At 48.8% G+C, this 25,649-nt stretch carries 25 protein-coding genes; 7 read left to right on the top strand and 18 right to left on the bottom strand.

Annotated features, from left to right (window positions below):
• Positions 1 to 11: 11 nt before the first annotated feature.
• On the bottom strand, positions 12 to 608 hold the full coding sequence (locus OTK50_RS18650; protein WP_003156649.1) for a TerD family protein: 597 nt from the start codon (positions 606 to 608) through the stop codon (positions 12 to 14).
• Positions 609 to 883: 275 nt separating this feature from the next.
• Between OTK50_RS18650 and OTK50_RS18645 the strand changes: the two genes are divergently transcribed.
• Entirely contained in the window at positions 884 to 1,879 is a 996-nt protein-coding gene (locus OTK50_RS18645) for an LLM class flavin-dependent oxidoreductase (RefSeq protein ID WP_007409045.1), read from the top strand.
• Between the two features lie 45 nt (positions 1,880 to 1,924).
• On the opposite strand, the gene OTK50_RS18640 is transcribed toward OTK50_RS18645, so the two are convergent.
• From OTK50_RS18640 to OTK50_RS18615, 6 genes are all read right to left on the bottom strand, one after another.
• On the bottom strand, positions 1,925 to 2,764 hold the full coding sequence (locus tag OTK50_RS18640; protein WP_007409044.1) for a metal ABC transporter permease: 840 nt from the start codon (positions 2,762 to 2,764) through the stop codon (positions 1,925 to 1,927).
• Positions 2,722 to 3,417, bottom strand: coding sequence for a metal ABC transporter ATP-binding protein (locus OTK50_RS18635; RefSeq protein WP_003156655.1), 696 nt, complete (start codon positions 3,415 to 3,417; stop codon positions 2,722 to 2,724). Before OTK50_RS18635 ends, OTK50_RS18640 begins: the two co-directional genes overlap by 43 nt.
• Positions 3,418 to 3,471: 54 nt before the next feature.
• Positions 3,472 to 4,431 carry a metal ABC transporter substrate-binding protein gene (locus tag OTK50_RS18630; RefSeq protein WP_029973931.1) on the bottom strand — a complete coding sequence of 320 codons (960 nt, stop codon included), beginning with the start codon at positions 4,429 to 4,431 and terminating at the stop codon, positions 3,472 to 3,474.
• Positions 4,432 to 4,616: 185 nt separating this feature from the next.
• A complete protein-coding gene (locus OTK50_RS18625) occupies positions 4,617 to 6,296 on the bottom strand; it encodes a glycoside hydrolase family 13 protein (RefSeq protein WP_224224010.1) in 1,680 nt (559 codons plus the stop codon).
• An 83-nt stretch (positions 6,297 to 6,379) separates the two neighbouring features.
• On the bottom strand, positions 6,380 to 7,159 hold the full coding sequence (locus OTK50_RS18620; protein WP_224224009.1) for a glucose 1-dehydrogenase: 780 nt from the start codon (positions 7,157 to 7,159) through the stop codon (positions 6,380 to 6,382).
• A gap of 115 nt (positions 7,160 to 7,274) precedes the next feature.
• Positions 7,275 to 8,396, bottom strand: a complete 1,122-nt coding sequence (locus tag OTK50_RS18615; RefSeq protein WP_088461478.1) for a tetratricopeptide repeat protein — start codon at positions 8,394 to 8,396, stop codon at positions 7,275 to 7,277.
• A 109-nt stretch (positions 8,397 to 8,505) separates the two neighbouring features.
• Here OTK50_RS18615 and OTK50_RS18610 point away from each other — a divergent pair, with 109 nt between their 5' ends.
• Positions 8,506 to 9,009, top strand: a complete 504-nt coding sequence (locus OTK50_RS18610; RefSeq protein WP_045206609.1) for a M15 family metallopeptidase — start codon at positions 8,506 to 8,508, stop codon at positions 9,007 to 9,009.
• Here OTK50_RS18610 and OTK50_RS18605 read toward each other — a convergent pair.
• On the bottom strand, positions 9,006 to 10,364 hold the full coding sequence (locus OTK50_RS18605; RefSeq protein WP_130571649.1) for a YcdB/YcdC domain-containing protein: 1,359 nt from the start codon (positions 10,362 to 10,364) through the stop codon (positions 9,006 to 9,008). The genes OTK50_RS18610 and OTK50_RS18605 overlap by 4 nt on opposite strands.
• A gap of 200 nt (positions 10,365 to 10,564) precedes the next feature.
• Complete coding sequence (locus tag OTK50_RS18600) at positions 10,565 to 11,965, bottom strand: YcdB/YcdC domain-containing protein (protein WP_266121997.1); 1,401 nt, start codon at positions 11,963 to 11,965, stop codon at positions 10,565 to 10,567.
• A 126-nt stretch (positions 11,966 to 12,091) separates the two neighbouring features.
• Here OTK50_RS18600 and OTK50_RS18595 point away from each other — a divergent pair, with 126 nt between their 5' ends.
• Complete coding sequence (locus tag OTK50_RS18595; RefSeq protein ID WP_094031472.1) at positions 12,092 to 13,087, top strand: DUF5105 domain-containing protein; 996 nt, start codon at positions 12,092 to 12,094, stop codon at positions 13,085 to 13,087.
• A gap of 42 nt (positions 13,088 to 13,129) precedes the next feature.
• Here OTK50_RS18595 and OTK50_RS18590 read toward each other — a convergent pair whose 3' ends face one another.
• From OTK50_RS18590 to OTK50_RS18575, 4 genes are all read right to left on the bottom strand, one after another.
• The gene (locus tag OTK50_RS18590; RefSeq protein WP_094031471.1) at positions 13,130 to 14,062 is read right to left on the bottom strand and encodes an aldo/keto reductase; all 933 of its coding nucleotides are present in this window, start codon (positions 14,060 to 14,062) and stop codon (positions 13,130 to 13,132) included.
• 130 nt (positions 14,063 to 14,192) lie between these two features.
• The gene (locus OTK50_RS18585; protein ID WP_094031470.1) at positions 14,193 to 15,263 is read right to left on the bottom strand and encodes a helix-turn-helix domain-containing protein; all 1,071 of its coding nucleotides are present in this window, start codon (positions 15,261 to 15,263) and stop codon (positions 14,193 to 14,195) included.
• A gap of 136 nt (positions 15,264 to 15,399) precedes the next feature.
• Positions 15,400 to 16,044, bottom strand: a complete 645-nt coding sequence (locus OTK50_RS18580; protein ID WP_025284183.1) for an esterase/lipase family protein — start codon at positions 16,042 to 16,044, stop codon at positions 15,400 to 15,402.
• Positions 16,045 to 16,240: 196 nt separating this feature from the next.
• On the bottom strand, positions 16,241 to 17,356 hold the full coding sequence (locus OTK50_RS18575) for a type II asparaginase (protein ID WP_094031469.1): 1,116 nt from the start codon (positions 17,354 to 17,356) through the stop codon (positions 16,241 to 16,243).
• Between the two features lie 177 nt (positions 17,357 to 17,533).
• On the opposite strand from OTK50_RS18575, the gene OTK50_RS18570 reads away from it, so the two are divergent.
• Together OTK50_RS18570 and lmr(B) are read left to right on the top strand one after the other, a co-directional pair.
• Positions 17,534 to 18,100 carry a TetR/AcrR family transcriptional regulator gene (locus tag OTK50_RS18570; RefSeq protein ID WP_039062533.1) on the top strand — a complete coding sequence of 189 codons (567 nt, stop codon included), beginning with the start codon at positions 17,534 to 17,536 and terminating at the stop codon, positions 18,098 to 18,100.
• Between the two features lie 36 nt (positions 18,101 to 18,136).
• The gene (lmr(B), locus tag OTK50_RS18565; RefSeq protein ID WP_038455963.1) at positions 18,137 to 19,576 is read left to right on the top strand and encodes a lincomycin efflux MFS transporter Lmr(B); all 1,440 of its coding nucleotides are present in this window, start codon (positions 18,137 to 18,139) and stop codon (positions 19,574 to 19,576) included.
• Positions 19,577 to 19,611: 35 nt separating this feature from the next.
• Here lmr(B) and OTK50_RS18560 read toward each other — a convergent pair whose 3' ends face one another.
• Positions 19,612 to 20,739 carry an aminotransferase class V-fold PLP-dependent enzyme gene (locus tag OTK50_RS18560; RefSeq protein WP_094031468.1) on the bottom strand — a complete coding sequence of 376 codons (1,128 nt, stop codon included), beginning with the start codon at positions 20,737 to 20,739 and terminating at the stop codon, positions 19,612 to 19,614.
• 71 nt (positions 20,740 to 20,810) lie between these two features.
• Here OTK50_RS18560 and pcp point away from each other — a divergent pair, with 71 nt between their 5' ends.
• Entirely contained in the window at positions 20,811 to 21,458 is a 648-nt protein-coding gene (pcp, locus tag OTK50_RS18555) for a pyroglutamyl-peptidase I (protein ID WP_029325709.1), read from the top strand.
• On the opposite strand, the gene tatC is transcribed toward pcp, so the two are convergent.
• The 4 genes from tatC to OTK50_RS18535 form a co-directional block, all read right to left on the bottom strand.
• Positions 21,455 to 22,180 (bottom strand): twin-arginine translocase subunit TatC, encoded by a 726-nt coding sequence (gene tatC, locus OTK50_RS18550; RefSeq protein ID WP_044802706.1) that lies wholly within the window; start codon positions 22,178 to 22,180, stop codon positions 21,455 to 21,457. The genes pcp and tatC overlap by 4 nt on opposite strands.
• 61 nt (positions 22,181 to 22,241) lie before the next feature.
• A complete protein-coding gene (locus tag OTK50_RS18545; RefSeq protein ID WP_003156681.1) occupies positions 22,242 to 22,439 on the bottom strand; it encodes a twin-arginine translocase TatA/TatE family subunit in 198 nt (65 codons plus the stop codon).
• Between the two features lie 12 nt (positions 22,440 to 22,451).
• The gene (locus tag OTK50_RS18540) at positions 22,452 to 24,203 is read right to left on the bottom strand and encodes an alkaline phosphatase D family protein (RefSeq protein ID WP_266121996.1); all 1,752 of its coding nucleotides are present in this window, start codon (positions 24,201 to 24,203) and stop codon (positions 22,452 to 22,454) included.
• 262 nt (positions 24,204 to 24,465) lie between these two features.
• Positions 24,466 to 24,894, bottom strand: a complete 429-nt coding sequence (locus OTK50_RS18535) for a cell wall hydrolase (RefSeq protein ID WP_032872720.1) — start codon at positions 24,892 to 24,894, stop codon at positions 24,466 to 24,468.
• A 153-nt stretch (positions 24,895 to 25,047) separates the two neighbouring features.
• Between OTK50_RS18535 and OTK50_RS18530 the strand changes: the two genes are divergently transcribed.
• Positions 25,048 to 25,431, top strand: coding sequence for a DUF2512 family protein (locus OTK50_RS18530; protein WP_130571654.1), 384 nt, complete (start codon positions 25,048 to 25,050; stop codon positions 25,429 to 25,431).
• Positions 25,432 to 25,649 lie beyond the last annotated feature (218 nt).

Here is a 25,649-nt window from a genome sequence, read left to right as displayed (position 1 = left end):
CTTTTTATCGTTTAGGCGTATCGGTTAACGATATCGCCGATTTTTGTATCGTTTGTACCTTCTCCTACTGCGGCGAATTTCCACTCGCCGTCCTCGCGGTAGATTTCAGCCGCGATCAGGCTCGTTCTGCCTGAATAGTTATCTCTTAAATTGTAAGTCACCAGTTCTTCGCGATTAGCCTGATCAACAACGCGGATGAACGCGTTTTGAATCATGCCGAAGTCCTGTTTTCGTCTGACGCAGTCGTAAATATTGACGACAAACACAAGTTTATTAATCTGAGCGGGCACTTTCGCCAAATCGATGAGAATTTGTTCATCATCGCCGTCGCCTTCACCCGTCAGGTTGTCACCCGTATGTACGACACCGCCGCACCGGCTTTTCAGATTGCCGAAATAGATGACGTTTTTGCTGTCTGTCATTTTATCATTTTCAAGCATCAGTACGGAAGCGTCACAGTCGATATTGGCACCGCCTCCGCCGAACAGCTTTCCGAAAAAGCCCCCGGATGATACAGGGTCCCAGCCGAGTCCGACCAGCAGTTTTGACAGGCCGGCTTTTCCTTTTGTTAAATCAATCCGCTGTCCTTTTTGTAAAGAGATCGCCATATGATTCACTCCTATTCTGTAAGGGTGCCGCTAAGCACGCCGCAAGTGCGCATTTTTACTAAATTCCGGGACAAGAATCCCGGTGTTTATTAAGATATACGTCTTTTATTATATCAAAGTTTCATAAAACATAAGAATTTTTGGCGAAAAACGGCGAAAAATCACTTCCTATATTCTCCTTCGTTCCGGAGAGAATAGAGAAAACAAAGAAATTGACGGGGACTGAACATTTTTCCTATCCTTGTATCAATACATGTCAGGAAAGGGGCAGACGAGTGATTGATTTAAGCATACTTGATCAGGCGCCCGTATCCAAAGGAAACGGGCCGCACGAGACGCTCCGCCGTTCAGCGGAGCTCGCCCGCCTCAGTGAAGGATGGGGCTATAAGCGGTACTGGTTTGCCGAGCATCACGGCACAAGAGGGCTCGCAAGCGTTTCGCCGGAAATTATGATCGCTCATACCGCCGCAGCTACAACATCCATCCGTGTCGGATCAGGCGGCGTGCTGCTGCCGCAGTACAGCCCCTATAAAGTCGCGGAAACTTTCCGTCAGCTTGAGGCGCTGCACCCGAACCGGATTGACCTTGGGGTCGGACGCTCACCGGGCGGCACAACGAAAATCCGGCTCGCCCTCACAGACGGGGTAAAGAAAAGCATGACCGAGTTTAACAGGCAGCTTCAGGATTTATCATCCTTTCTGACAGATTCAGTTCCCTCGGACCATGCTTATGCAGGAATAAAAACAGCGCCCTTGATTGAAACAGCCCCGCAGCTTTGGGTGCTCGGCCTCGGGGAAAACAGCGCCAGACGCGCCGCTCTTCAAGGTGCGGGCTATGTCTTCGGCCATTTCATTAATCCGGAACGCGGGGAAAAAGCCTTTCAGATCTATCGGGACCATTTCCGGGCCTCCGCCCATTTTTCCGCTCCCGCCTCGCTCTGTGCCATTTTCGTCATATGCGCGGCTACGGATGAGAAAGCGGAAGAACTCGCCTTAAGCCAGGATTTATGGCTTCTTCGTGTCGGAAAAGGCGCCGACAGCCGCGTGCCGAGTGTGGAAGAAGCGAAGGCTTATCCGTATTCGCCGGAGGACCGTAAACAGATAGAAGAAAACAGGAAGCGGATGGTGATCGGCTCTCCTGCCGCAGTGAAACGCCGTCTGCTTGAACTTTCCGAGCGGTATCAGACAAAAGAGATGATGGTGCTGTGCAACGTCTTTGATTTCGAAGCAAAAAAAGAGTCATATGAGCGTCTTGCTGATATATTTCTGTAAAAAAAAAGCCGTCAAACGGAGCAGCAGATGAGACTGCTGCACCGCTTAACGGCGATTTTTTCGTTCTTTTCCTTTTTTAAACGCATTCCAAATCCCCTGCAGCGTAAACCCGAGCAGAAGCAGAATGATTAACAGTAAAGTGATTGACGGCCCCGGAGGCGTTCCGAGCTGGTACGAAGACGTCAGCCCCATGAACACACTGAAAAGAGAAATAATAATGGCTGCCGCAAACACCCATTTAAACCCTTTGGCGATACGGATTGCAAAAGCCGCGGGCAGTACGAGGAGCGCGGAAACGAGCAGCACGCCGATAATCGGAATAATGACCGAAATCGCCAGCCCCGTCACGATGCTGAATGACATTGACAGGAGGTTTGTGTTAATGCCTGATGTCTTTGCCGTCGCCTCGTCAAAGGTAAGCAGATAGAGCGGTCTGTTTAATATAATGAAATAAAGCAGGATCAACAGGGTAATTCCGCCGATAATATAGACCTGCTGCTGGCTGACCGTCACAAGCGATCCAAATAAATATTGATCTATGCTCATCGATGCGCCGCCTTTTGACAGGCTGATCAGAAACATCGCAAACGACAGCCCGGCCGCCATTAAAATTGCGATAGATACCTCTGAATATGTACGGTACGCCCGCCGCATGTATTCAATGCCGATCGCTCCGATCGTGACGACAACGATGCTCGCCGCCGTAATATTGGTACTGAGAAAAAAACCGATGGCCACGCCCGACAATGAAATATGAGACAGCGTATCCGCCATCAGCGCCTGTCTTCTCAGCACGAGATATACGCCTAATATCGGCGCCATAATTCCGATCATGCTTCCCGCTAGAAAAGCTCGTCGCATGAATTCCAAGTCAAACATTTCCATCCGCCTTTTTCCCCCCTCTCAAGCCGTATGACTTTATCCAGATACTGCTGTACTTCGTTTTGTTCGTGTGTCACCATGACGACGGTGCGGTTGTGATTTTTCACCTGATGGTGCATAAATTCGTAGAACCCCTGTCTGCTTTCATAATCAACCGCGGTTGTCGGCTCATCAAGCATCAGCAGATCCGGATTGCTCGCAAGCATTCTCGCAATGCAGATTTTCTGCTTCTGTCCGCCGGATAAATCGCCGATTTTCCGGTGGCGGAAATCCCACATTTCCACCATCTTCAGCGCGTTTTCCACCTCGTGGTGATCCGTTTCGTTCAATCGTTTAAACCATTTTCCTTTCGTATAACGGCCTGATTGCACAAGCTCCAGAACCGTGCTTGGGAATCCTGCGTTAAATGAAGAAATCTGCTGCGGAACATAGCCGATTGTCAGGCGTTTTCCGGCTGCGTTTTTTTTACTGATCTCGGCCGTTCCTTCCCAAGGTCTGAGCATGCCGAGCATGACTTTCATGAGCGTCGATTTTGACGCGCCGTTCGGCCCTGTAATACCGACGAATTCGCCGCTTTTGATTTCCAGCGACACGCCGTCAAGCACGGGTGTATGCGAATAACCAAAAACGATATCCTGTAATGTAACGAGATTCATGCTGACCTTCCTTTCCCGCATAGAAATAGTGTGCACCCCGCGGCGCACACTATGTTATTTAACCAATAGCGAATCTTTCAGTGCATCAAGGTTTTTCTCCATAATGTCGATATAACCGATGCCTTTATCCCGTTCTTTTTGGCTTAAACCTTCCAGTGTATTGAGCACTTCCGTTTTCGCGCCGATTTCACCGGCAAGTGTATCTGCAACTTTAGGCGATGCAACTTCTTCAAAGTAGATGATCTTCACATCATGCTTTTTGGCAAACGTTTTGAGATCCGCCAGTTTGGCCGCACTCGGCTCTTCTTCAGGAGAAAGGCCTGCAATCGCGACTTGTTTTAAGCCGTATTCTTTGGCGAGATAGCTGAATGCCGCGTGCTGTGTGATCAGTTCTTTTTTCGCCGCTTTATTTAATGTTGTACGGTATAGTTTATCAAGATCCTGCAGTTTTGCAATATATTCTTTACTATTTTTCTCATAGTATGCTTTATTCTTCGGGTCCTGTTTTACGATCTGCGCCGTAATGGTTTTGACCTCTTTTTGCGCAAGAACCGGGCTGAGCCACACGTGAGGGTCCATGCTGTGGCTGTGGTCATGACCGCCGTGTCCATGTTCCTCTTCCTCTTCATCCGAACCTTCGAGTAAGTCAATTCCTTTTGACGCCTTTACAAACTTCGCATGATCAGAGCTCATGCTTTTTTCCGCTGAAGGAACCCATGTCTCCATATATTCGCTGTTGTATACGAAAAGATCGGCGTTTTGAATGCCGGCGATATCCTTCGGCGTCGGCTCCCAATCATGGGGTTCGACCGAAGACGGGATGAGAATGTCTACATCGCCTTTGTCTTTGACAATTTGTTTCGTGAATTCGTACATAGGATAAAAGGTCGTCACGACGTGCAGTTTGCCGCTTTTTGAAGAACCTGACGAACCTTTTGAAGATGAATTGCCGCAGCCCGCCGCGATTAAAAAGCATGCCGCAATGACAATGATTCCGCTCCATTTTTTAAACAAGCCGTTTCCCCCTGTTCTGTAAATCAGAATGATGACGATTTCCAAAGCGTACTTTCTCGTTCATTTGTTACCTATACCATAATAAAACGAAGTAATTACGTTTTGCAAGATATTTTTTTCTAAATTGATATCCGATTTACCTAAAAAGCCCCCGTCATGTATGGACGGGGGCGTCATATCACATATCAGGCAAGCAGATAAACTCTTGTTTCGTATGGGCGGAATGTAATGCGGGATTCCGTGCCGCCGTCATTTTCATAGTTGCTGAGAAGAAGCTCGGCGCTTTCAGGTTCGGAGCCGTCCGGCCAATAAAAGACGGCTTCTTCTTCCGATACGTTGCTGATGGACATGAGTTTTTGTCCGTTTGCCTGTCTTTCATACACAAACAGCTGCGGGTCATCAGGAAGCAGCAGCGTGTAGCTGCCTTTTATGATATCAGCATACTGTTTTCGCAGGCGGATCAGTTTTTTGTAAAAGTTCAATATAGAATCGGGATCATCCTGAGCCTCGGCCGCATTGACGGTTTTGTAATTGGGATTGACCGTGAGCCACGGTTCGCCCTCCGTAAATCCGGCATTCTTGCTGCCGTCCCACTGCATCGGTGTACGGGCATGGTCCCGGCTTTTCGCCATAATGGACGCCATGACTTCTTCCCTGTTGCGGCCCATTTCAAATACCCTTTTATGATACATATTGACGGTCTGAATATCTTGATAATCCTCTATTCTGTCAAACGGAGCGTTTGTCATGCCGATTTCTTCCCCCTGGTAAATGTACGGCGTGCCTTTCATGAAATAAAGCAGGGCGGCAAGCATTTTGGCGGATGCTTTGCGGTATGTGCCTTCATCTCCGAAACGGGATACGATCCGGGGCTGGTCATGATTGCACCAATACAGCGTATTCCAGCCTCGATGTTCCAGTTTTTCCTGCCAGTCTGTGAGCACTTTTTTCAAATCGGACAGCTCAAGCGGTTTTACATCCCAATGCTCTTGGCCCGGCTTTTGATCAAGCTCCATATGCTGAAAATGAAAAATCATATTCAGTTCATGCTCATCGGTTCCCGTGTAGACGAGTCCTTCCTCAGGCGTCACTGATCCAGCCTCGCCGACCGACATCACGTTATATTTGGAAAATACCTCTTTCGTCATTTCTTTTAAGTAATCATGTATCCGTGCCCCGTTTGGCCGGAAAGGCTTCGGATCGGCCCGGCGGGCGATGTAATCTTCATATGGCGGCAAATATTCTTTTTTTGACAGGAGATGGAGCTGGTCTATACGCAATCCGTCCACGCCTTTATCGAGCCAAAATCTCATCATCTCGTACACTGATTGCCGAACCTCGGGATTTTCCCAATTCAGATCGGCTTGTTTGACGGCGTTCATATGCAGGTAATATTCGCCCGTATGTTCTTCGTACTGCCAGACGGATTGTCCGTAATCCGACACCCAATCGGTCGGCGGGCCGTCCGCGGTGCCCGGCCGCCAAATATAATAATCGCGGTATTTGCTGTCCGGATTCATTTCCGCCTCTTTGAACCAAGGATGCTCCGTGGAGGTATGATTTAAGACGAAATCCATCACAAGCTTTAATCCGCGGCTGCGGCATTCTGTAAGCAGATCGTGAAAGTCCTCCATCGTTCCGTAAGATTCCATAATTGCTTGATGATCCGTCACATCGTAGCCGTTATCGACGTTTGGCGACGGGTAAATCGGGCAGATCCATATCACATCAGCGCCAAGTTCTTTTATATAATCGAGACGCGCGATAATCCCCCGCAGGTCGCCTATGCCGTCGCCGTTCGTATCTTGAAAGCTTCGCGGATAGATTTGATAGACAACGGCGTCTTTCCACCAGTCATTCGCCATCTTGCGATCCCCCTGTTTTTTTAGAAAACCATTTCCTTTATGACCCTGCTCTAAACAAAAAAGAGAAGGTTTCCCCTCCTCTTTTATCTATCCAGCTGAGACGGATAAAGCGTCATGCCTCCGTCGACGAAAAGTGTCGTTCCGGTCACGTAACTCGCTTCTTCCGACACCATCCATGCGGCGGCCGCGGCGACTTCTTCCGGTTTTCCGAAGGCGTTCATCGGAATTTTTTTCAGCTGGGCTTGTTTATGTGTTTCATCTTCCAGATCCTTATTGGACTCCGTGGCGATCGTGCCGGGAGCGATGGCATTCACCCGGATGCCTTTGTCTGCGTAATTGAGCGCCATCGTTTCCGTCATCATTTTGATCCCGCCTTTGGATGCCGAGTACTGCACGTTTTCAGGACGCGGTATTTGCTGATGAACGCTCGATATGTTTAAGACCGTTCCTTTTTTGCCGCGCTCGAGCATATGTTTCAGTGCCGCTTTCGCCCCCAAAAAGGTGCCGGTCACGTTGACGTCGATGACCCTTTGCCAATCCTCCAGGCTCATTTCATGGGGCATCGCTTCGGTCCCATTAAAGCCGGAATTGTTGACCATCACGTCCACACCCCCGAAATGCTCCTGCGCAGCATGAAACAGCGCCTGAATCCCTTCTTCTGAGGATACATCGGCTTTTACGGTGACGGCTCTGCCTCCCGCTTTCTCAATGATGTCCGCCGCTTCTTCCGCTCCGGAGGAATCACCGAGGTAATTCACAACCACATTCATCCGCTCCTTGCCGAAGCGTTCGGCAATGGCCTTTCCGATTCCTTTCGAAGAACCTGTTACGATTGCTGTTTTTCCCTGTAAATCCTGATACATTGTCTCTTTTCCTCCCTGATGTTAATACAGAGCATGTACCCGGTTTTAATCAGCTGAAAACAAAAGAGATCATAAAAAGAACGATGAAACCGAAGCTCCCTCGTTCTTTTTTTCATTATGCGTAGTTGTTCATTTGCAGCCTTTTTTGCACGCCGACAAGCCTGCTGAAAAAATAAGATGCCGCTTTGTAGTTCTCCCGTTTATGAAAGAAATGAGCCGCGTCCTGAAGCAGTTCCTCCGTGTCAGCCAACAGCTCTTTTGATTCCAGAATGTCAAAATACTCTTTGAGCGAATCCTGTCCGCCTTCCCCCTGATAAAGCTCTTTAATCAGACGGAATTTCGTCATATAGATCTCATCTTCCCATTCCGCCGCGCTTCTCATGCCCCGCGCGCAGCTGGCGGCGGCTTCACTGTATTTTTCCGTTTTAAAGTAGATATGCGTGAGTGAAAAAACAGCCTGGATGACCTGCCGGAAGCTGTGTGCTTCAAATCCGGCAGCCGCCCGTTCAAAATCCTCCGCCGCCTTGCAAAAGTCACCCAGACTGTACATACAGTGCCCGATATTATAATAGGCCGCAGCAATCATATATTGATCATCAAGCCGCTCCGCGTGTTCCAAGGCGCATTCGAGGTATTCCAGCGCTTTTTTATGCTGCTGGGCGTCCATCAGATTTCCGGCAATGATAAATTTGCACTGCACCCTTCTCATTCCGTATAATTCATATTTCTTGTAAATATCAAGCGCCTGCCCCGCGTAATTCATCGAAAAGAAAGTCTGCTTGATATGATAGTACACCTCAGAAATTTTATACAGAAACTCGGCTTTCTCTATGTCATCTTCCACATATTCAAGCTTTTCCTCAGCCCGCTTATAATGAGAAATCGCTGAGATGAAGTTTTTCTGCTTAAATTCATACATTCCCCTGAAATAGTAAAAATAATATTCCAGTAAGCCGGTCAGCTTTTGCTGGTTCATCTCAATCTCAGTGAGCATTTCAGAGAACGGAGGCTGGCAGTCGCCGTCTTTCATGGGTTTTAATTTATCCAGCATGATGCGGTGCCGAAATTCCATCAATGAAAAATACAACAATAAATCCTGGTTCTCTTCCATATCTTCGAGTTCATATTGAATCTCCTGCTTCAGCGCTTCAGCTTTATCGGCTTCAAACGCGCGGATCAGCTTATACCATTCATTCATCTTTACGGCCACTTCTTCAGATGGAATCTTGGATTTCATAGATTTGCCTCCTTCCTCCGGCTACTAATTATGTTATATTTTATCATAGCAAATTTATGGCAGTGAGCAAACAAAGATTTTAATCAATTAAAGAAAGAGAGAATTCACCATGAAACGACCAGTCAGAATTGCGCTGCTTTTGATCCTCTTCTTTTCCGCAGACCTATGTTTTTCCTATGTGCAGAAAGAATTGAGGCCGCAGACGGCATTACAAGATAGAGCCATTCCAAGCGCTCTTCATCCGCTCGTGAGGCAGAATGCGGAGCTATTGCAGACGGCCGCTCTGAAAAAAGGCATCACCGTCGTTATCACAGAGGGTTTCAGATCAATTGAGGAACAAAACGAATTGTACCGTCAAGGACGTTCAAAAAAAGGAAATATCGTCACCTACGCAAAAGGCGGGGAATCTTACCACAATTACGGCCTTGCGATCGACTTCGCCCTGCAAAAAAAGGATGGAAGCCTGATTTGGGATATGGCGTACGACGGAAACCGAAACGGCACGCCCGATTGGCTTGAGGTCGTATCGATTGCCAAAACGCTCGGTTTTGATTGGGGAGGCGATTGGAGAGGCTTTAAAGATTATCCTCATTTACAAATGATCCCTGGCTAATAAAACCTTTTCTTTTTTCGCTTTTGCGCATCAATGTACGGAGGATAGACAGGCCTGTACACAAGCTTATATCCTTCATTGCCGGACGGCGTAAAATCGCGCTGCCACTCCAGCCGCAGATGGAAATCGGATAAAAAAGCGGCCTTTGCTTCTTCGGGAGTAACGGCCGGCACCGGATTGATCTTCTCCAGCTGCTCCGGGTCAATGTCAGGCGCCATGTAAGCTTCCACAAGCCCCGTTACGGGACTGACAAGTATTCTCGCAGCGCCGAACCGCAGCGGAATATCCTGATGCCATATGGAAAAATGGAAGCGGAACCTGCCCCTTCCGTCCGTTTTCAGCGGGTTCATTTTAAAAAACTCGTCCGCTCTCGGATAAAGCTTGTATAAAAATTGAAGCGCGACGGCCTCACACTCTTCCGCAGAATAAAAGGCCGGGCCCTGATGCTCAATAAAAGATTTAAAGGCTGTCATTTTCCCTGTCTTTTTGTCCGTTTTCATCTTCATTGTATTTTTGTTGCTGCTTTCAAAATAGCTTTCGATACTCAAATCTTTCCGTTCCGGAACCGACCCTTTCCGCCATGTCGTTCCGATCTCATCCCCGAGATCGCGCCGGCGCGTCTGAACCATATCCGCGGTAAACCCCATTAATTCATCCAGGCTGATTTCCCGTTTATGTTCAAACGCGGGAAGCGGTTTTGCCGGCTCATTCCTGTCTTCGCAAAGCTGCTGATCCGGCACGATATCATCTTCACCGGCCGGATAGCTGTAAGCCGGCAGAATCGGTTCATAGACGAGACGCGGTATTTTCTCAAAATTGACCACATCATAGACGAGACTGAATGTCAGCACACTCATATAATGCGAGACGACTTTTTCCCGATCGACGAATGTTTCCGGAACGGGCGCTTCACCCTTATCCCCGTAATAGATAAACTGCACGACGAAGCCGCTCCTGGTTACATCAACGAAAAAACCTGAATCGGGAAGCGGCCGGCCGAGCACTTTTTTTGTATAGATAAATCGGATGCACCCATTGCGTTCTTCCCTCGCCTGAAAGGTGAAATTCATAAAAGTAAGCGGGCGGTGTCTCGCCGCAAACCGAAGAGCCGTCAGCTTTAATTCGGCTTCTGACAGCTGTATGTCTGAACTCGGACAGTCGTTGCGTGAATAAGTAAGCAAAGATCCGTCGTCGCCCAGCTCAATCGTGACCGTTTTATCCGGCTGGTTACGATCTTTCCATATATAATAGGCTTTCGTTTTTTGTTTTTCATCATAATCTTCTATTTCAAGCTCATAGTGCGGCGGTATGTTCCCGATTTCCAGCGCTTTTTTTCTCAGATGTTCTTTCAGCAATGGGGTCATCCTTTCAGAAGAGTGTATAAAAAAGAACTGTTTTTTATTATATAAAAACGCCCTTATCCTTTTAAAGGGAAGAAAGTGCCTTTTATGTGTCTATTTTTAGCAAAGAGGGAAAAGATCCGTATTCAGAGCGGCACTTTTTCATACAAATGTCACACTCCCCGTGAAAGCCCCGGGACGAACGCCCATGACCTTCAGCCTATTAAACTCGTGATCGCTTCTCCCGTATGAGCCTCAATAAACCGCGGGAAAACCGGTTTGTATACGAGCCTGTACACTTTTCCGGAGCTGTCGTCATCGTAACAACGATCCCAAGCGAGCTCTGCTTTGATGGCCCGGCGGATCGCATCCTTCGCCTCTCCCAATGTCAATGAAGGAACGGGATCGATTTCCTCGAGCTCTTTCGGATCAATTTCCGGCGGCATATATACAGTGACAAGACCCGTCTTTTTGCTGACACAGATTCTCCCCTCTCCGAATCGCAGATCAACACCGCCCGAACAAGCCTTAAATGTAAGCCCTGCGTTTTCTCCTTCATCATCCGGTTCATCATATTGAACCCGGAAATACTGATCCGCTTCCGGAAACATGGCGAATAAAAAGCGGACGGCCATGTGATGGCATTCTTCCTCGGAAAACACCGGTTCGCCTTCAACTTTTATAAATGACATCACCCCGGTGAGCCGGCCCGATTCTTTATCATACCTTGTTTTCAATACGTGTTCATTCCGTTCTTTAAACAAACTTTCAAAGCTTTTATCTTCCCGTACGGATTTTGTTTTTTCAGGACGCCAGGCAATGCCGATACAGCCCTCTCCAAGATCGCTTTCCCTCTCTTTATAAAAACCGTCATGCAGCCCTATCATGTCATTGATGCTCATCTTTTCCGCTTCAGGTTCAGGGCGTGAAATCGGGACATACGGCCGCGTGTCGTCTTCCAGCTCTTCATATTCATCTATTTCTGCATTCTCTTCCTTCAGGTCGGCCGATATCGGCCGCGTCGGAGACACGATTTCATAGACGAGATGGGGCTTGTCATCCCCCTGCACATAGACGGACTGATGCAGTACGGTGAACAACAGCTCTGCTTCAATATGTTTGACAAAGTGAGCCAATGCTTCCCGCTTGTCCGCAAATGTTCCGGGTCTTAAGAGATTATCGGCCTTCCCATGGTAAGAAAAGCCGGTTACTTCCCCGGTCAAAGACAGGTCGACGTAAAACCCGGTCAGCGGAAGCGGCAGACCGTCAGCCATCTGAACATAGGAATATCTCACATCGCCATCATTTGCGGAGCCGATTGTTTCCAATTCAAACTCAGCCAATGCCCCCGGACGATGGGTTTCTAAAAACGCCCGCATCCGTTTTTCTATGTCCGATTCCGAAAGAGGCGGCAGATCAGTCCGGAAAGCCGGACGGGATAAGTATTTCAGTTTTCCGTCCCGGTCTAATTCGACCATGATGCCGGCTTCCGGATCATTCTTATCTTCCCACCAAAACAGAACCTCATCTTCCCGGTATTCTTCCACATTACTCTCGTAGCGGGCAGGTACGTTTCCGATTCGGAGAGCCAGCTGTTTCAATTCTTCTTTATTCATCATAACACTTCCTTTTCTTCCAAAAAGATTGATGATTACCAAGACTCTTTTATACAAAACTAGTATAATTAACCTGTCCGTCTTCATGACTATCGAATTAATCATTAACAACAGGGGGTAAACCAGATGTCCATCAAAAAAATGAGCGCCGTGTTTTTCATTATGCTTCTCACGGCATTTACCGCCGCGTGCAGCAGCGAAACGAGCGGCGGCCAGGAAAGCAGCACGGCGAAAGTGAAAATAAAAGAGACGGCATGGGCCGCTTCAGACGATACTGAACATCCGGCCGCGCTGAAAGTAACGGTCACCGTCAAAAATACGGGCAAAGACCCGCTTACCGTCAAAAGCAGCGACTTCTCGCTTTATCAGGATGACGCGAAAACAGCCAAGGCCGATAAGGAAGACTTGATGCAGAGCGGCACGCTTCATGCGGGTAAGACAGTGACGGGCAATCTGTACTTCACGGCTGACGAAGGCAAATCCTATGAATTGGTATATCAGCCGCAGGCAAAAGACGCGAAGCCTTTATCTTATAAACTGAAAGTCAAAGGCACAGCCTCCAACGCAAAACCTGACCCGGCGGACGCATTATCCGCATACATTGATGTGATGCTGTACGGCAAGCACAATAAAGATTTCACCCGCCTGACTGGTGTAAATGAAAAAATGACGGCCGCCGCATATCAGGAATCGGCGAAAGCCAGCTTTATCGCTTCTGCAGGCATTTCACAAGAACAGGCGGATTCAAAAGCCATTTCCGCTATTATTGACACCATGTCATCAGCGCTTCGGGATAACACAGAGCTCAAGGTGCATACCAAATCCATGTCAGGCAAAAAAGCCGTCCTTGAAGCAAAAGTGACGCCGCTTGATATGTCTCCGCTTGCGGGCCAGCTGCAAGACCGCGTGCAAGACTATGCCGGAAAGCACCCTGATGCTGATGAAAACGAAATTGTCAGCCACCTGCTTTCTGTCTATCCGGAAGAGTTTATGCGCCTGAAACCGGCTTCTTCTTCTGTTACAAGAGAAATTGAGATGAAGAAAAACGCCCGCGGCCAGTGGTATCTGGATACAGACGCCGATCTGGAAGGATTGACAGAAGCGTTTTTGAAAACGTCCTGACAACAAGAAAGGAAATAGCGCAGGCTATTTCCTTTTTTATTTTCACTTAAAGATGTCACTGATATATTGAACCTCATCCTCGGTTAACTGCACATTAAGCGCGTCCAGATTGTGTTTCAGCTGGACGGGGCGTTTGGCTCCGGGAATGATCGCATCCACCGCCGGCTGCGACAGAAGCCATGCGAGTGCGATATGCGCTGTCTGCGCCCCTTTTTCCTCCGCAACGGCCCGAAGCTTATCCACTCGCTCCAGATTTTGGTGAAAAGCTTCTCCCTGAAACGGCGGCCTGTTCTTTCGGCTGTCCTCAAAGACTGTGTCTTTTGTAAACTTTCCCGTCAGCAAGCCGGAAGCAAGCGGAAAATAAGGAATAAAGGAAATGCCGTTCTTTTCACAATAAGGCAGCAGATCATGCTCCGCCTCACGCTGAATCAGTGAATATTCCGATTGAAAAACCTCTAAATAGCCGTCGGCGTTAAACTCCTGCAATTGCCGGAAGCTGAGATTGGACGCGCCGATTGCTCTGATTTTCCCTTCGTCCTTCAGTTCTTTTAGCGTGCCCGCCACTTCGGAGAGCGGTGTTTTGCCGTCAGGGAAGTGGACGTAATACAAATCAATCACGTCTGTTTTCAGCCGCTTCAGGCTGTTTTCCGCCTCACTCCGGAGAAAGTCACGGCTGTTGTCCAGCTCGATTTGTCCGTTGACTTCTTTATGCGCGCCTTTTGACGCAATCACGAGGCTGTCCCGCACGCCGCGCTCTGCGACAACTTCACCGATTAACTCTTCGGAACGCCCCAAACCGTATATAAACGCCGTATCAATAAAATTGACGCCGCCGTCCAATGCTGTGCGGATGAGTTCTTTTCCCGTTTCATCATTAAGATTCGGAAACAGATTATGTCCTCCGACCGCATTTGCGCCAAAACCGATACGCTTTACCCGTAAATCCGTCCTGCCCAGCGTACGTGTCTCATCCATGGCTCAGGCTCCCTTCCTTTTATCGCTCTGTTTAGTATTAGATAGACGGTAAGAATTATCCTGCCTGAGAGCCTATCTGCAAAAAAAACCTTGAAAAGCGTTTGCCCTTCAAGGTTTTTTTGGCTGTGTATTAAGATGTCAGAGCTGCGGCGAAGCGTTCGGCTTCATCCGTGAGAGCACCCTCGATTTCCTTATAGCGGCTGGAAATCGTTGAGGCGCTGACGCCGTACTTCTTCGCCAGCTTGGCTTGAGAAACGGACGCGCCGTTCAGAGAAATGCTGTTTACGTAATATTCGACCGCCGCCGCGAAAGCTTCAGGCTTTCTGATCGTCGGTGTTTTTTTGATACAGAACGTTTTCCACAGATCAATTACGGCCGGAACCAGCTCAGCCGGGTATTCATCCCCGCTCAGGCCTTTTTCAATGGCGTCTGCCGTTTCCTTCTCCATGTCGTTGGCCCACTCTGTCTGTTTTTCTTCAGCAGCCTGCTCAGGCTCTTCCGCCGTTCCTAAAAGAGCGGCCAGCACAATGTCGAAGTTTTCCTGCATAAAGCGCTCAGGCGATTTTCCTTCCGCAAGAGCCGGGGCAGCCGCCTTTTTCACTTTGCTGATTAGAGCTTCGGTCCGCTTCACAGGGAAGATCGTAAATTGCATGAAGAACTCCGCTTTTTCCGCTTCGTGGATCGGATAGCCGAGAATCAGGCTTCCCGCCGGCGGAAGATCCTGCTGGCTGACGTCCATTTCCACTTTGAATTGTTTTTTCGTCATCACATCTTCAAAGTGAATCATTCCTTCTTTCACATCTTCAAGCACCATAACGGCAGGTGTCATGCTTTTCCATGATTCAACGATTTCCCGTGTTTTCGGGCGGTTGATGCCGCCGGCTTTTTTCTGAAGATATTCTTCAAAAATCGTCTTGCCGCCTGCCAGCGGACGGAAGAAAATTCCCCAGATGCCGAGGTTGAAGACTCCGATGTCTTTTGTCTGTCTGTCCAGCTCCGTAATGAACGCGTGCTGGTTAATAAATGATGATATGCCGTCTCTATGTGCTGTAAAGGCGTACTCCATTAGGCTTTCCTGAATCTGTTTCGCTTCTTTTGCCGCGATGTCTGCCGGAATGGCAGCTTCTTTGCTTCCGCAGCATTTTTTATATTTCTTCCCGCTGCCGCATGGGCAAGGGGCATTTCTTTTCACTTTTCCCACAATAAACCCTCCGAATTCTGATATAACTTTATTATTTTAACAAAAATAACTTCAGAGGGCTTGGTTTACGGCGAAAAAAGAATATGGAAGAAAAAAAGCCCCCGGGATATTCTCATTCTCCGGGGCTTTGAAACTGTTAATTTGTATTTTGTCCGCCGCCGTTCAGACCTTCTTTAATCAGCCCGTTTACTTGGCTGTTCATCAAAAGTCCGATGTGTCCGACACCGTGAATCTGCACGTTTTTCCCGCCGATCAGCCGTGACAGCGGGTTCAGGACGATTAAGTCCGCTGAGCTGTAAATCGATGTATATAAAATCTTTTGGTTCGGATCAGTCCCCGGAAGCGCCCGGTTGGTCACAAGGCCGTTCGCTCCGCCGAGTGTGACGACGTTTGCGATTTTGTCTCCGCCGTCAAGATTTTTAATGTAATAGAGCGTGTTGGCTCCGCCCATGCTGTGCGCGACGATATCGACTTTTTTCGCACCTGTTTCGCTGAGCACTTTTTTCACGTAATTGGACAGTCTCGGCGCATTGTGTCTGTTGTTTCCGGTTTTGTCTAAGAAATCGATGGCGTACATCTCTTTTCTTGACCAGCCTTGGGATGCCAAGTATGTTTTGATTCCCGCGAAGTTAAAGGACGCCCCGCCGATTCCGTGGACCATGACAACAGGGTTATGCCCTGAGGAGGCTTTCGATACGGTCGGCTGGAAGGCAAATACGGAAATGACGGACAGCATACAAACTGTAAGGACAACTAGAATTTTGCTTTTTATATGTTTCATGAACTTTCCTCCTGCTATGTAATATTTTTGCAGTTTTTATTCTATTAGAGAAGAAAAGGAAAAAATAGTGTATTTTTTACTGTTTTCAACAATTAAAAAAAGAGCGGAAAAATGAGAAAGACGCCCCTTTCCCGAAAGCACGCTTATGCTTTAATACGGCATAACAAAAAAGGAGAGAACACCCGGTTCTCTTCTCCTAGTACTCATTGAAATAGGTTTGAATCCGCTTAGGGTCATGCGTTTTTGTCAGCGCAAGCATCAGAAGAATCCGCGCTTTTTGAGGGTTGAGAGAGTTTGAAGCTGTCAAATGGTCTTTTTCATACTCTCGATTAGGTGTTACCGTTCCGTTTCCCGTCCTTGTGGAGCGGACGACCGCCAGCCCGCTTTTGACCGACTTTACGGCGCCTTTTTGCGCCGCATCAGACATTGAGCCGTTTCCCGAGCCTGCAAAAATAATGCCTTGCGCCCCTGATTTTACGGCAGCTTCAAAGAGATAGCTTCCGTCATTTTGATAGCCGTATATAATATCGACCTGCGGCAGTTTATCAAGTTTATCTATCTTGAAATCTGTATCCTTCGTATGCTTTCGGGTCATGATGTTATTAAAATAGATGTCATCAGCAATTGTTCCGATATAACCCATTTCTTCCGATTTGAATGTGTCGGCCGCGGTTGTATTGGTTTTTGTCAAATAGCGCGCCGAAGCGATTCTGTCATTTAATACGACAAGCGTCCCCTTGCCTTTCGCATCAGGCGCAGCCGCTGTTTTTACAGCGTTATATAAGTTGGATGGCCCGTCCGCTCCGATCGCCGTGGACGGCCTCATTGACCCGGCGACAACAACGGGCTTGTCACTTTTGACCGTCAGATTGAGAAAGTAGGCGGTTTCCTCAAGTGTGTCTGTTCCATGTGTAATGACAATGCCGTCTGTATCATCAGACTTGAGCAGCTTGTTTACCCGTTTTGCAAGTTTCAGCAGTGTCTCGTTATTCATATTCTGGCTGCCGATATTCACAACCTGTTCTCCGCTCACATGCGCGACCTCTTTTATCTCCGGAACGGCCTGAATCAGGGCATCAACTCCGATTGCCCCCGCCGTGTACTCCGTAGCTGACGTCTTTGAAGGAGCAGCGCCTGCAATTGTGCCGCCGGTGGCAAGAATTTTAACATTCGGAAGTCCGTCTTTTTTCGCTGGGGCTGCGGCTGCCATCCGGGGCGGTGTTTCTTTCGCTTGAGGAGATTGGGAGCAGCCGGCCGCGATGAAGAGCAGAGCCGTGATAAATGTAATGAAGGGCATGAATTGTTTTTTCATTCTTTTCTCTCCTTTTCTTTATTTATGAAGATTTTCCTCTCACCGGTCAACGCGCTTGTCAGGCAACCTCCCGAAGAAAATAACCGTTAAAAAACCTTGACACCGTCATGTGAAATCAAGATAATAGACCAGTCACTATATTTTAAATTTGTCAAAAATCAGTAAGGTGGGAACATTATGAGCTATGGAGATTCTCGTGAGAAAATCCTCGCCGCGGCAACCAGGCTGTTTCAGCTTCAGGGGTATTACGGCACGGGGCTGAATCAGATTATTAAAGAAAGCGGTGCGCCGAAAGGTTCTCTTTACTATCATTTTCCGGACGGCAAAGAGCAGCTCGCCATTGAGGCTGTCAATGAAATGAGCCATTATATCCGTATGAAAATAAAAGAAAGCCTTGATGCCCATCCTGATCCTGCGGAAAGCATTCAAGCGTTTTTACAGGACTTATCAAGCCAATTCACATGTCCGGAGAACTTTGAAGGGTTTCCTGTCGGTTTACTGGCTGCCGAGACGGCTTTAACGAGCGAAAAGCTCCAGCAGGCCTGTCAAAGCGCTTATCAGGAATGGGAGAATCTGTTCGCGGGCAAATTGAGATCAGCCGGTTTTTCTGATGAGAAAGCGGCGGAAATCAGCACCGTTTTAAATGCCATGATAGAAGGCGGCATCATTGTGTCCTTAGCCAAAAAAGACAAAATGCCGATCCTCCATATTTCTAAACAAATCCCGAACCTGCTGAAGACATAAAATACGAGAGACATGTACGTATAGAAAGAGAGGAGAATGATTTTGGAAAACGCTCAGCCTTCCAAACAATATAAAGTCATGCCGATCATGATTTCTTTACTGACGGCAGGGTTTATCGGCATGTTCAGTGAAACGGCGCTGAATATCGCCCTGACTGACCTGATGAAGGAGTTACATATCACTCCTGCGACTGTCCAGTGGCTGACGACGGGCTATCTGCTCGTTCTCGGTATTCTTGTGCCGGTATCGGGTCTGCTTTTGCAATGGTTTACGACGAGACAGCTGTTTATCGTTTCACTCGCTTTTTCCATTATCGGCACGCTGATTGCAGCGCTTGCACCGAGCTTTCCGTTTCTTTTGGCGGCAAGAATCGTGCAGGCTTTAGGAACCGGGCTGCTGCTGCCGCTGATGTTTAATACGATCCTCGTCATCTTCCCGCCGCATAAGCGCGGAGCGGCGATGGGGACGATCGGGCTTGTCATCATGTTCGCTCCTGCGATCGGTCCGACATTTTCAGGGCTTGTGTTAGAGCATTTGAACTGGCATTGGATTTTCTGGATTTCCCTGCCGTTTCTTGTGTTGGCTCTTTTATTCGGCATCGCCTACATGCAGAACGTGTCTGACATTACAAAACCGAAAATTGACGTGCTTTCCATTATTCTGTCTACGATCGGGTTTGGCGGCATCGTATTCGGATTCAGCAATGCGGGCGAAGGATCAGACGGCTGGTCAAGCCCGACGGTTATCGGTTCGCTCACTGTCGGTGCGATCGCGCTCATCTTATTTTCCATCAGGCAGCTGACAATGAAGCAGCCGATGATGAATCTGCGCGCTTTCCGCTATCCGATGTTTGTTCTAGGTGTCGTGATTGTATTTATCTGTATGATGGTTATCTTATCAACAATGCTCCTATTGCCTATGTATTTACAAAGCGGACTGATGCTGACGGCGTTTACGTCCGGGCTCATCCTGCTGCCGGGCGGTATTTTAAACGGCTTTATGTCTCCGGTGACGGGGCGCCTGTTTGATAAATACGGACCGAAGTGGCTTGTCATTCCCGGGTTTGTCATCACGGCAGCCGTACTTTGGTTTTTCTCAAACATTACCGGCACTTCTACGGCCATTCTCATCGTCGTGCTCCACACATGCCTGATGATCGGCATTTCCATGATCATGATGCCGGCGCAAACGAATGGCTTAAACCAGCTGCCGCCGGAATTTTATCCTGACGGAACGGCCATTATGAATACGCTCCAGCAGATGGCCGGCGCAATCGGCACTGCGGTGGCGGTCAGCATCATGGCAGCCGGGCAGAAGAATTATATGAGCACCGTGAAAAACCCGAATGATCCTTCCGCATACTCTCACGCGCTGATTGCGGGCGTCCAGCACGCCTTTATCTTCGCGATGATTGTCGCCGCTATCGGTTTGATCAGCGCCTTCTTTATGAAACGGGTCAAAGTGAATCACTCATAAGAAAACAGCAGGCTCCCCGTGAGTCTGCTGTTTTTTTATATACCGCGCGCTTCAGCCAGTTCATCAATCGCATAGATCAGATCGTCAGCCGTGTTATAGAAATGAGGCGCCAGCCGGATGATATGTCCGCTGGGTGCGCATACGATGTTTTTCCGCCTCAACAGCGCAGCCGTTTCCGCCGCTTTTTCATCCCGTATGGAAATCATGCCGGGTCTGTCATCGGCAGACGGAGGCCCTGTGAGGTGCAACCCTTTTTCAGAAGCGTATTCATACGCAAATGTGCTGAGTTTTTTTACTTCCCGGTGAATGCGGTCTGTGCCGGCATCATTTAATAGAGATAATGCCGCCTGTGCCGCATATATGCTGATAAATGCCGGGGTTCCGGTCTCAAAGCGTTTGGCTCCGTCCGCATAAGAAAAACGGGTTAAATCCAGCATCGACGCCCGCTGCTGCCCGAACCATCCGGTGACTTTCGGCTTCAGCCGTTCGGCAAGTTCCTTTCTGACATAAAGAAACGCCGTTCCCGGTATGCCGAGCATATACTTTCTCGCACCCGCGGCCAGCATATCAACTCCCCATTCTTTTACATCAATCGGGATGTGCCCCGCCGATTGATAAGCATCGACAAAAAGAAGCGATCCCTTCTTTGCGGATATCTCGGCAATGCGCTTCATATCCTGGACAAAACCGGACGTATAGGACACATGGGGCACACAGGTGAAAAGCGTCTGTTCCGATATGTACGTCTCATACCGCTCTAACGGGATCATTCCGTCTTCAGACGGCACGACTGAAAGCTCCATCTCAGTCTGTGCCTTCAAAATGTGGGCGATCGCCGGAAAATCCAATTCCGTATACACCGCCTGTTTCTTTCGGCAATCCGGTAAAGCAGAAACGACGGCAGAGACAGCAGCCGTTACTGAAGGTAAAACGGCGATTTCTTCAGGATGGGCGCCGATCAATTTCGCAAATTCACACCTTGCCCGCTCCGTTCGTCCAATGGCTTCTTCCCAGTTTCCGCCATGCTGAAGCAGGCTTTCCTGATAGTCATTGATCGCTTTTGAAACCGGCAGGGCAAGAGCGCTTTGAGAGCAGCTGGCGAGCATCGTATGTGTGCGGAGCGCCGGAAATAAAGATCGGTATTGCACCAGAGGCGAATTCAAGACATGTTTCCCCCTTCGGCAGGAATATATGTCCATTATAGAGTATGGTAAAAAGAAAAGGAGGGTTTTATATGGAGAAAAAAGTATTGCTGACAGGCTTTGACCCCTTCGGCGGGGAAACGGTCAATCCTTCATGGGAAGCGGTCAAACGGCTGAATGGTGCCGCTGAGGGCCCCGCCTCTATCGTATCTGAACAAGTGCCGACCGTTTTTTATAAGTCTCTTGCCGTGCTGCGCGAGGCGATCAAAAAACATCAGCCTGACATTATCATCTGTGTCGGACAGGCAGGCGGCAGAATGCAGATCACGCCGGAACGGGTCGCGATCAATCTCAATGAGGCGCGCATACCGGATAACGAAGGAAACCAGCCTGTCGGGGAAAACATTTCTCAAGACGGTCCCGCGGCCTATTGGACCGGCCTTCCGATCAAACGGATCGTTGAGGAAATCAAAAAGGAAGGCATTCCCGCGGCTGTATCCTACACGGCGGGGACGTTTGTATGCAATCACCTCTTTTACGGGCTGATGGATGAAATCGCCTGCCGCCATCCGCACATCCGCGGCGGGTTTATACACATCCCGTACATTCCGGAGCAAACCTTGCAGAAGTCTGCGCCGAGCCTCAGCCTGGATCTCGTGACAAAAGCGCTCAAAATCGCCGCGGTGACCGCCGCGGCGCATGAGGACGATATTGAGACCGGCGGAGGCGAACTTCACTAAGCTGCAGACGGCGCCTCGGCCCATTTCTTCCGGTAAACGATGCGGGACAGCGTCACACTGATTTCATAGAGGACGAGCAGCGGAATCATGACGAGAAAGTCAGACATAAAATCCGGAGGCGTAATCAGCACCGAGACGACGATCAGCACAAAATACGAAAGCTTCCGCGCCTTTGCCAGCCGGGTTGGATTCACGATTCCGAGCCGTGTCAAAAACATCACGGCCAGAGGCATTTCAAACAAAAATCCGAACGGCAATGTAAGATTCAGCATAAAGGTAAAATACTTGTCCGCCGTAAATACCATGTCAAAATGGCCGGCGGATAATTGTGTTAAAAATCCGAGCACAATCGGAAACAGCACAAAATACCCGAAGGAAATTCCGATAATAAACAAAACCGAAAGCCCCGGAATGTAAAGCAAAGCGGCGCGGCGTTCAAACGGGGTCAAAGCCGGCGCCGTAAAACGCCAGAGCTGAAAAGCAGCAACCGGAATCGCTGCCGTAAGGGCGCATATTCCCGCAATCATCATATACACCCATAAAATCTCGCTCGGCCCTAAAACGGCCAGCCTTCCATCCAAATCCTTGATCAGCCAGTCATAAATGTCCTGCACAAACCAGCAGGCGCCGATAAATAATAGAAGAAAGGCGATAACGGTTTTAATGAGACGCTGCCGGACTTCCTCTAAATGCCCGATCAAGTGGGTTTCTTTTTTATCCAATCGTACATCCTCCTTATAGAGAAAGAGGCAGAAGCGGATTCGTCTGCCCCCATGTCAGGATTCAGCCTGCCGTTTTGTCTTTCTCAGCTGTCTGCTTGTCCGGCTCTTCATTTGAGACCAATGTTTTTGCGGCGCTTTTAAATTCAAGCAGCGTGCGGCCGGCGGCACGGCCGATTTCGGGAAGCTTTGAAGGTCCGAAAATGATGAGAGCGATGACGAAGATCAGGATCAACCCGGGAATGCCGATATTTGAAAACATGAGTGTGCCTCCTTATTGTGAGATTTTGACCCGTTTCTTTCTCATTTGCTTTTCATGCGCATTGTTATGGGCGAAGAAACGATCCTCTTCCACCTCGTTTGACTGCTTTAAACCGCCTGCAACCGCAGCTTGAGAGACCTTCCGAATCCCCGTCTGGTCTTTCTGATAAATGAATGAAGCCCGCGTGGATACCTCAGCCCCCGGCTCCGTCACGTACGGCACCACTCTGTAATCCGCTCTCCATTGGGCAGGGGTCACCGTACAGCGGACATAGCCGCGGTAATCGTTGAAAAACTTAATGTGCGGGTTTTGTTTTAAGATTTGATCCGTATCGGCCCGTTTATCCGCCCCGTTTCCTCCAGATGTAATGGAAGTCCCGACGAATTCGGCTCCGAAAATCTTTGAATTCGTTTGATTAAAATCGGTATGCAGGTTTGACGCCCAGCTTGCGTGAACATCACCCGTCAGCACGATGACATTGTTCAGGTTTTTGCTTTTTATAAAATTGATGACCCGCTCCCGCTGAGCCGGGTAGCCGTCCCATGAATCCATGCTGTATATCGGATTGGCGGTTGTTCCGAAATTCCATTGCGCGAAAAAGATTTGCTGCGCCAGCACATTCCACTTCGCTTTTGAGGCGGCTAAATTTCCGAACAGCCATTGCTCCTGTTCTGTCCCCATCAATGTGCGCTTCGGATCTCTCCACTCATCAGAAGGCGGCTTATTCCCGTCGCCGTTGGCTTGATCATCTCTGTACTGTCTTGTATCAAGCACATTGAACGATGCCAAATTGCCATAAGAAAATTGCCTGTACAGCCGCATATCAGGACCGTTCGGCAATGACATGCGCCTGAGCGGCATGTGTTCATAATAAGCCTGATAAGCTGCGGCCCTCCTGAGCACAAACGCTTCAACGGATTGGCCTTTTTCAGGGATAGTATTGGCATAATTGTTTTCCACCTCATGATCGTCCCACGTCACGACCCACGGAAATGCGGCGTGGGCGGCTTTCAGATTGGCATCAGAGCGGTATTGGGCATGACGGTTGCGGTAATCTGACAGTGTATACACTTCAGCGCTGCTGTGCGTCCTGACATTTCCCGTTTTTGACACGTATTCGTTCGGTCCGTATTCATAAATGTAATCTCCGAGATGGAACACGAGATCAAGCTTTTCCTTCGCCATATGTTTATACGCCGTATAATAGCCGTGTTCATACTGCTGGCATGAAGCAAACGCAAACGTCATGGCGGATACGTCAGCGCCGGGAGCGGGCAGCGTTTTCGTCCGGCCGACGGGACTGAGCTCATGCCCGCTTTTAAACCGGTAATAGTACACTTTATTGGGCTTGAGCCCGTCCGCCTCGACATGGACGGAGTGTCCGAGATTCGGCTTGGCCATTTCCGTTCCGCGTTTGACGATGTGACGGAAATGTTCATCAGCGGCGATTTCCCATTTTACCGGCACGGCCTGCTTCGGCATGCCGCCCCCATTCAGCGGGTCAGGGGCAAGACGCGTCCAGAGAATGACGCTGTCAGACAGCGGGTCGCCGGAGGCTACGCCGAGGGTGAACGGATAGTTTGAAAATTTCGGAGCTGCATTCACTTCAAACGCGCCGATGGATTGCGCGATCGCTAACCCGAGGGAAAGACCGGCGATTTTCCCGGCGCCCTGTATAAATGCGCGGCGGTCAAACGTATTGTTCTGAAAGCTTTTGTTCTCCAATTCCTTGATCCATTCATCTAAACGGCCGTCATATGTCATGTCAGTTCCCCTTTCGTCTCATTGATCGCCCTTATTATAAAAAAGAAATGTTAAACCGCTATGAAGAAGTGTGAAGGGTTTGTAAGGCTGAAAAATGGACGGCGGGAGACATTTTTCACATTGTTTCGACAAACCTTGCCCCGCCGGGAGAAAACCCCCTCTGTTTCTTTTTGGCTTGTCATCCGTCAAGCGCACTTTTTTCCTATTTTTCTTCACAAAAAATTAAAAAACACCGTTCATTCTAAGAACGGTGCGCCCGGGATTAAAATGTATTGTACACGTTTTCGCACGTCTCACCTGTCGGCTGATAGAAGCAGTGGGATCTGAATCTGGCGACAAACGGCTGGCCATACCAAGTCTGCGGGCAGTTGCCCGGCGGCTTAAAATACCACAGGCTGAATTTAGCCGGCCAAAACCGTTCTCCGTTAATGTTCCTGCGGGCAAGCCTCCGCTCGGATTCACGCGGTCTCTGGTAAAAGTATCCGTGAGTCACCGCTTCAAACGCGTGCGGCTGAAACACCATCTGCCTGATGGTGCGCAGGCCTTTAAAATCAGAACAATTCGCCCGCACCCTATTGATTCCCACATTGCCGACCAAAAGCATTCCCTGCTTCCCTTCGCCTTCCGCTTCCGCCCTGAGCAGCCTTGCCATTAGATTGACATCGGCGCTCGACGCTTTTACGACTGCCATCATGACACCTCCCGTATTTTCTCCTTTCATCATATTCAGCAGCGGCCCAGTGATGACAGCCAAAAGCCAGAAAACAAATGTTCACGAAAAAAGGGTTTATATTTCTCGTTATGAGGAAACATACTAACATGATTTCCATAAGGAGGAATTCGCATGGAACACATTAAAGCGCTTGCCATTAAAGGCATTATGACCATCATTATTCTGTATCTGATACTCGGCTTAGGTTTTCGCTTTACATTCGGCGACGTGCTGCTGATGACCATTGTGCTGGGAGCCGTTTCCTACTTTACGGGCGACCTGTACGTGCTTCCGAGATGGAATAACATCACGGCGGCGTCCGCTGATTTCGGAATCGCGTTTCTTGTTGTCTGGCTGATGGGAATGCCGCTGTCCATGGGCATTTCCGGAGGAAGACTGGCGTTTGCCGCTCTTATTTCCGCCGTCATCATCGCCATCGGAGAATATTTTTTCCATATTTATCTGATGAGAAAAGACTTGGGCGGGTCCCGTTTTTTAGAACCCCGGTCCGAATAACGTAAAAAAGGCCGGATAACGGGCTTCAGCTTGTAGAAAAAATGATGTTTTTTCTGCAAGCGTTTCTTGTGCGGAACATGAGAAAGACACCGTCCTTTTCTGACTTTCTTTTATTTTATGACAGGGGAATGGATATTTTAAGGAAAAAATAAAGGCTGTCGAGATTTCTCGACAGCCTGAGCCCCTTAAAGGGGGCTTTTTATTTGTAAAGTATAAAC

The sequence above is a fragment of the Bacillus sp. NEAU-CP5 genome (assembly GCF_026420705.1).
Classification (GTDB): domain Bacteria; phylum Bacillota; class Bacilli; order Bacillales; family Bacillaceae; genus Bacillus; species Bacillus velezensis.
Note: the sequence above shows the minus strand (reverse complement) of the source record. Positions and strands in the feature narration are given on the sequence as shown.

Coding starts and splice junctions, on each gene's coding strand:
- OTK50_RS18650 (WP_003156649.1), bottom strand. CDS start 608: ATGGCGATCTCTTTACAAAAAGGACAGCGGATTGATTTAACAAAAGGA.
- OTK50_RS18640 (WP_007409044.1), bottom strand. CDS start 2,764: ATGGAAATGTTTGACTTGGAATTCATGCGACGAGCTTTTCTAGCGGGA.
- OTK50_RS18635 (WP_003156655.1), bottom strand. CDS start 3,417: ATGAATCTCGTTACATTACAGGATATCGTTTTTGGTTATTCGCATACA.
- OTK50_RS18625 (WP_224224010.1), bottom strand. CDS start 6,296: ATGGCGAATGACTGGTGGAAAGACGCCGTTGTCTATCAAATCTATCCG.
- OTK50_RS18620 (WP_224224009.1), bottom strand. CDS start 7,159: ATGTATCAGGATTTACAGGGAAAAACAGCAATCGTAACAGGTTCTTCG.
- OTK50_RS18615 (WP_088461478.1), bottom strand. CDS start 8,396: ATGAAATCCAAGATTCCATCTGAAGAAGTGGCCGTAAAGATGAATGAA.
- OTK50_RS18610 (WP_045206609.1), top strand. CDS start 8,506: ATGAAACGACCAGTCAGAATTGCGCTGCTTTTGATCCTCTTCTTTTCC.
- OTK50_RS18600 (WP_266121997.1), bottom strand. CDS start 11,965: ATGAATAAAGAAGAATTGAAACAGCTGGCTCTCCGAATCGGAAACGTA.
- OTK50_RS18595 (WP_094031472.1), top strand. CDS start 12,092: ATGTCCATCAAAAAAATGAGCGCCGTGTTTTTCATTATGCTTCTCACG.
- OTK50_RS18590 (WP_094031471.1), bottom strand. CDS start 14,062: ATGGATGAGACACGTACGCTGGGCAGGACGGATTTACGGGTAAAGCGT.
- OTK50_RS18580 (WP_025284183.1), bottom strand. CDS start 16,044: ATGAAACATATAAAAAGCAAAATTCTAGTTGTCCTTACAGTTTGTATG.
- OTK50_RS18575 (WP_094031469.1), bottom strand. CDS start 17,356: ATGAAAAAACAATTCATGCCCTTCATTACATTTATCACGGCTCTGCTC.
- OTK50_RS18570 (WP_039062533.1), top strand. CDS start 17,534: ATGAGCTATGGAGATTCTCGTGAGAAAATCCTCGCCGCGGCAACCAGG.
- pcp (WP_029325709.1), top strand. CDS start 20,811: ATGGAGAAAAAAGTATTGCTGACAGGCTTTGACCCCTTCGGCGGGGAA.
- OTK50_RS18545 (WP_003156681.1), bottom strand. CDS start 22,439: ATGTTTTCAAATATCGGCATTCCCGGGTTGATCCTGATCTTCGTCATC.
- OTK50_RS18540 (WP_266121996.1), bottom strand. CDS start 24,203: ATGACATATGACGGCCGTTTAGATGAATGGATCAAGGAATTGGAGAAC.
- OTK50_RS18535 (WP_032872720.1), bottom strand. CDS start 24,894: ATGGCAGTCGTAAAAGCGTCGAGCGCCGATGTCAATCTAATGGCAAGG.
- OTK50_RS18530 (WP_130571654.1), top strand. CDS start 25,048: ATGGAACACATTAAAGCGCTTGCCATTAAAGGCATTATGACCATCATT.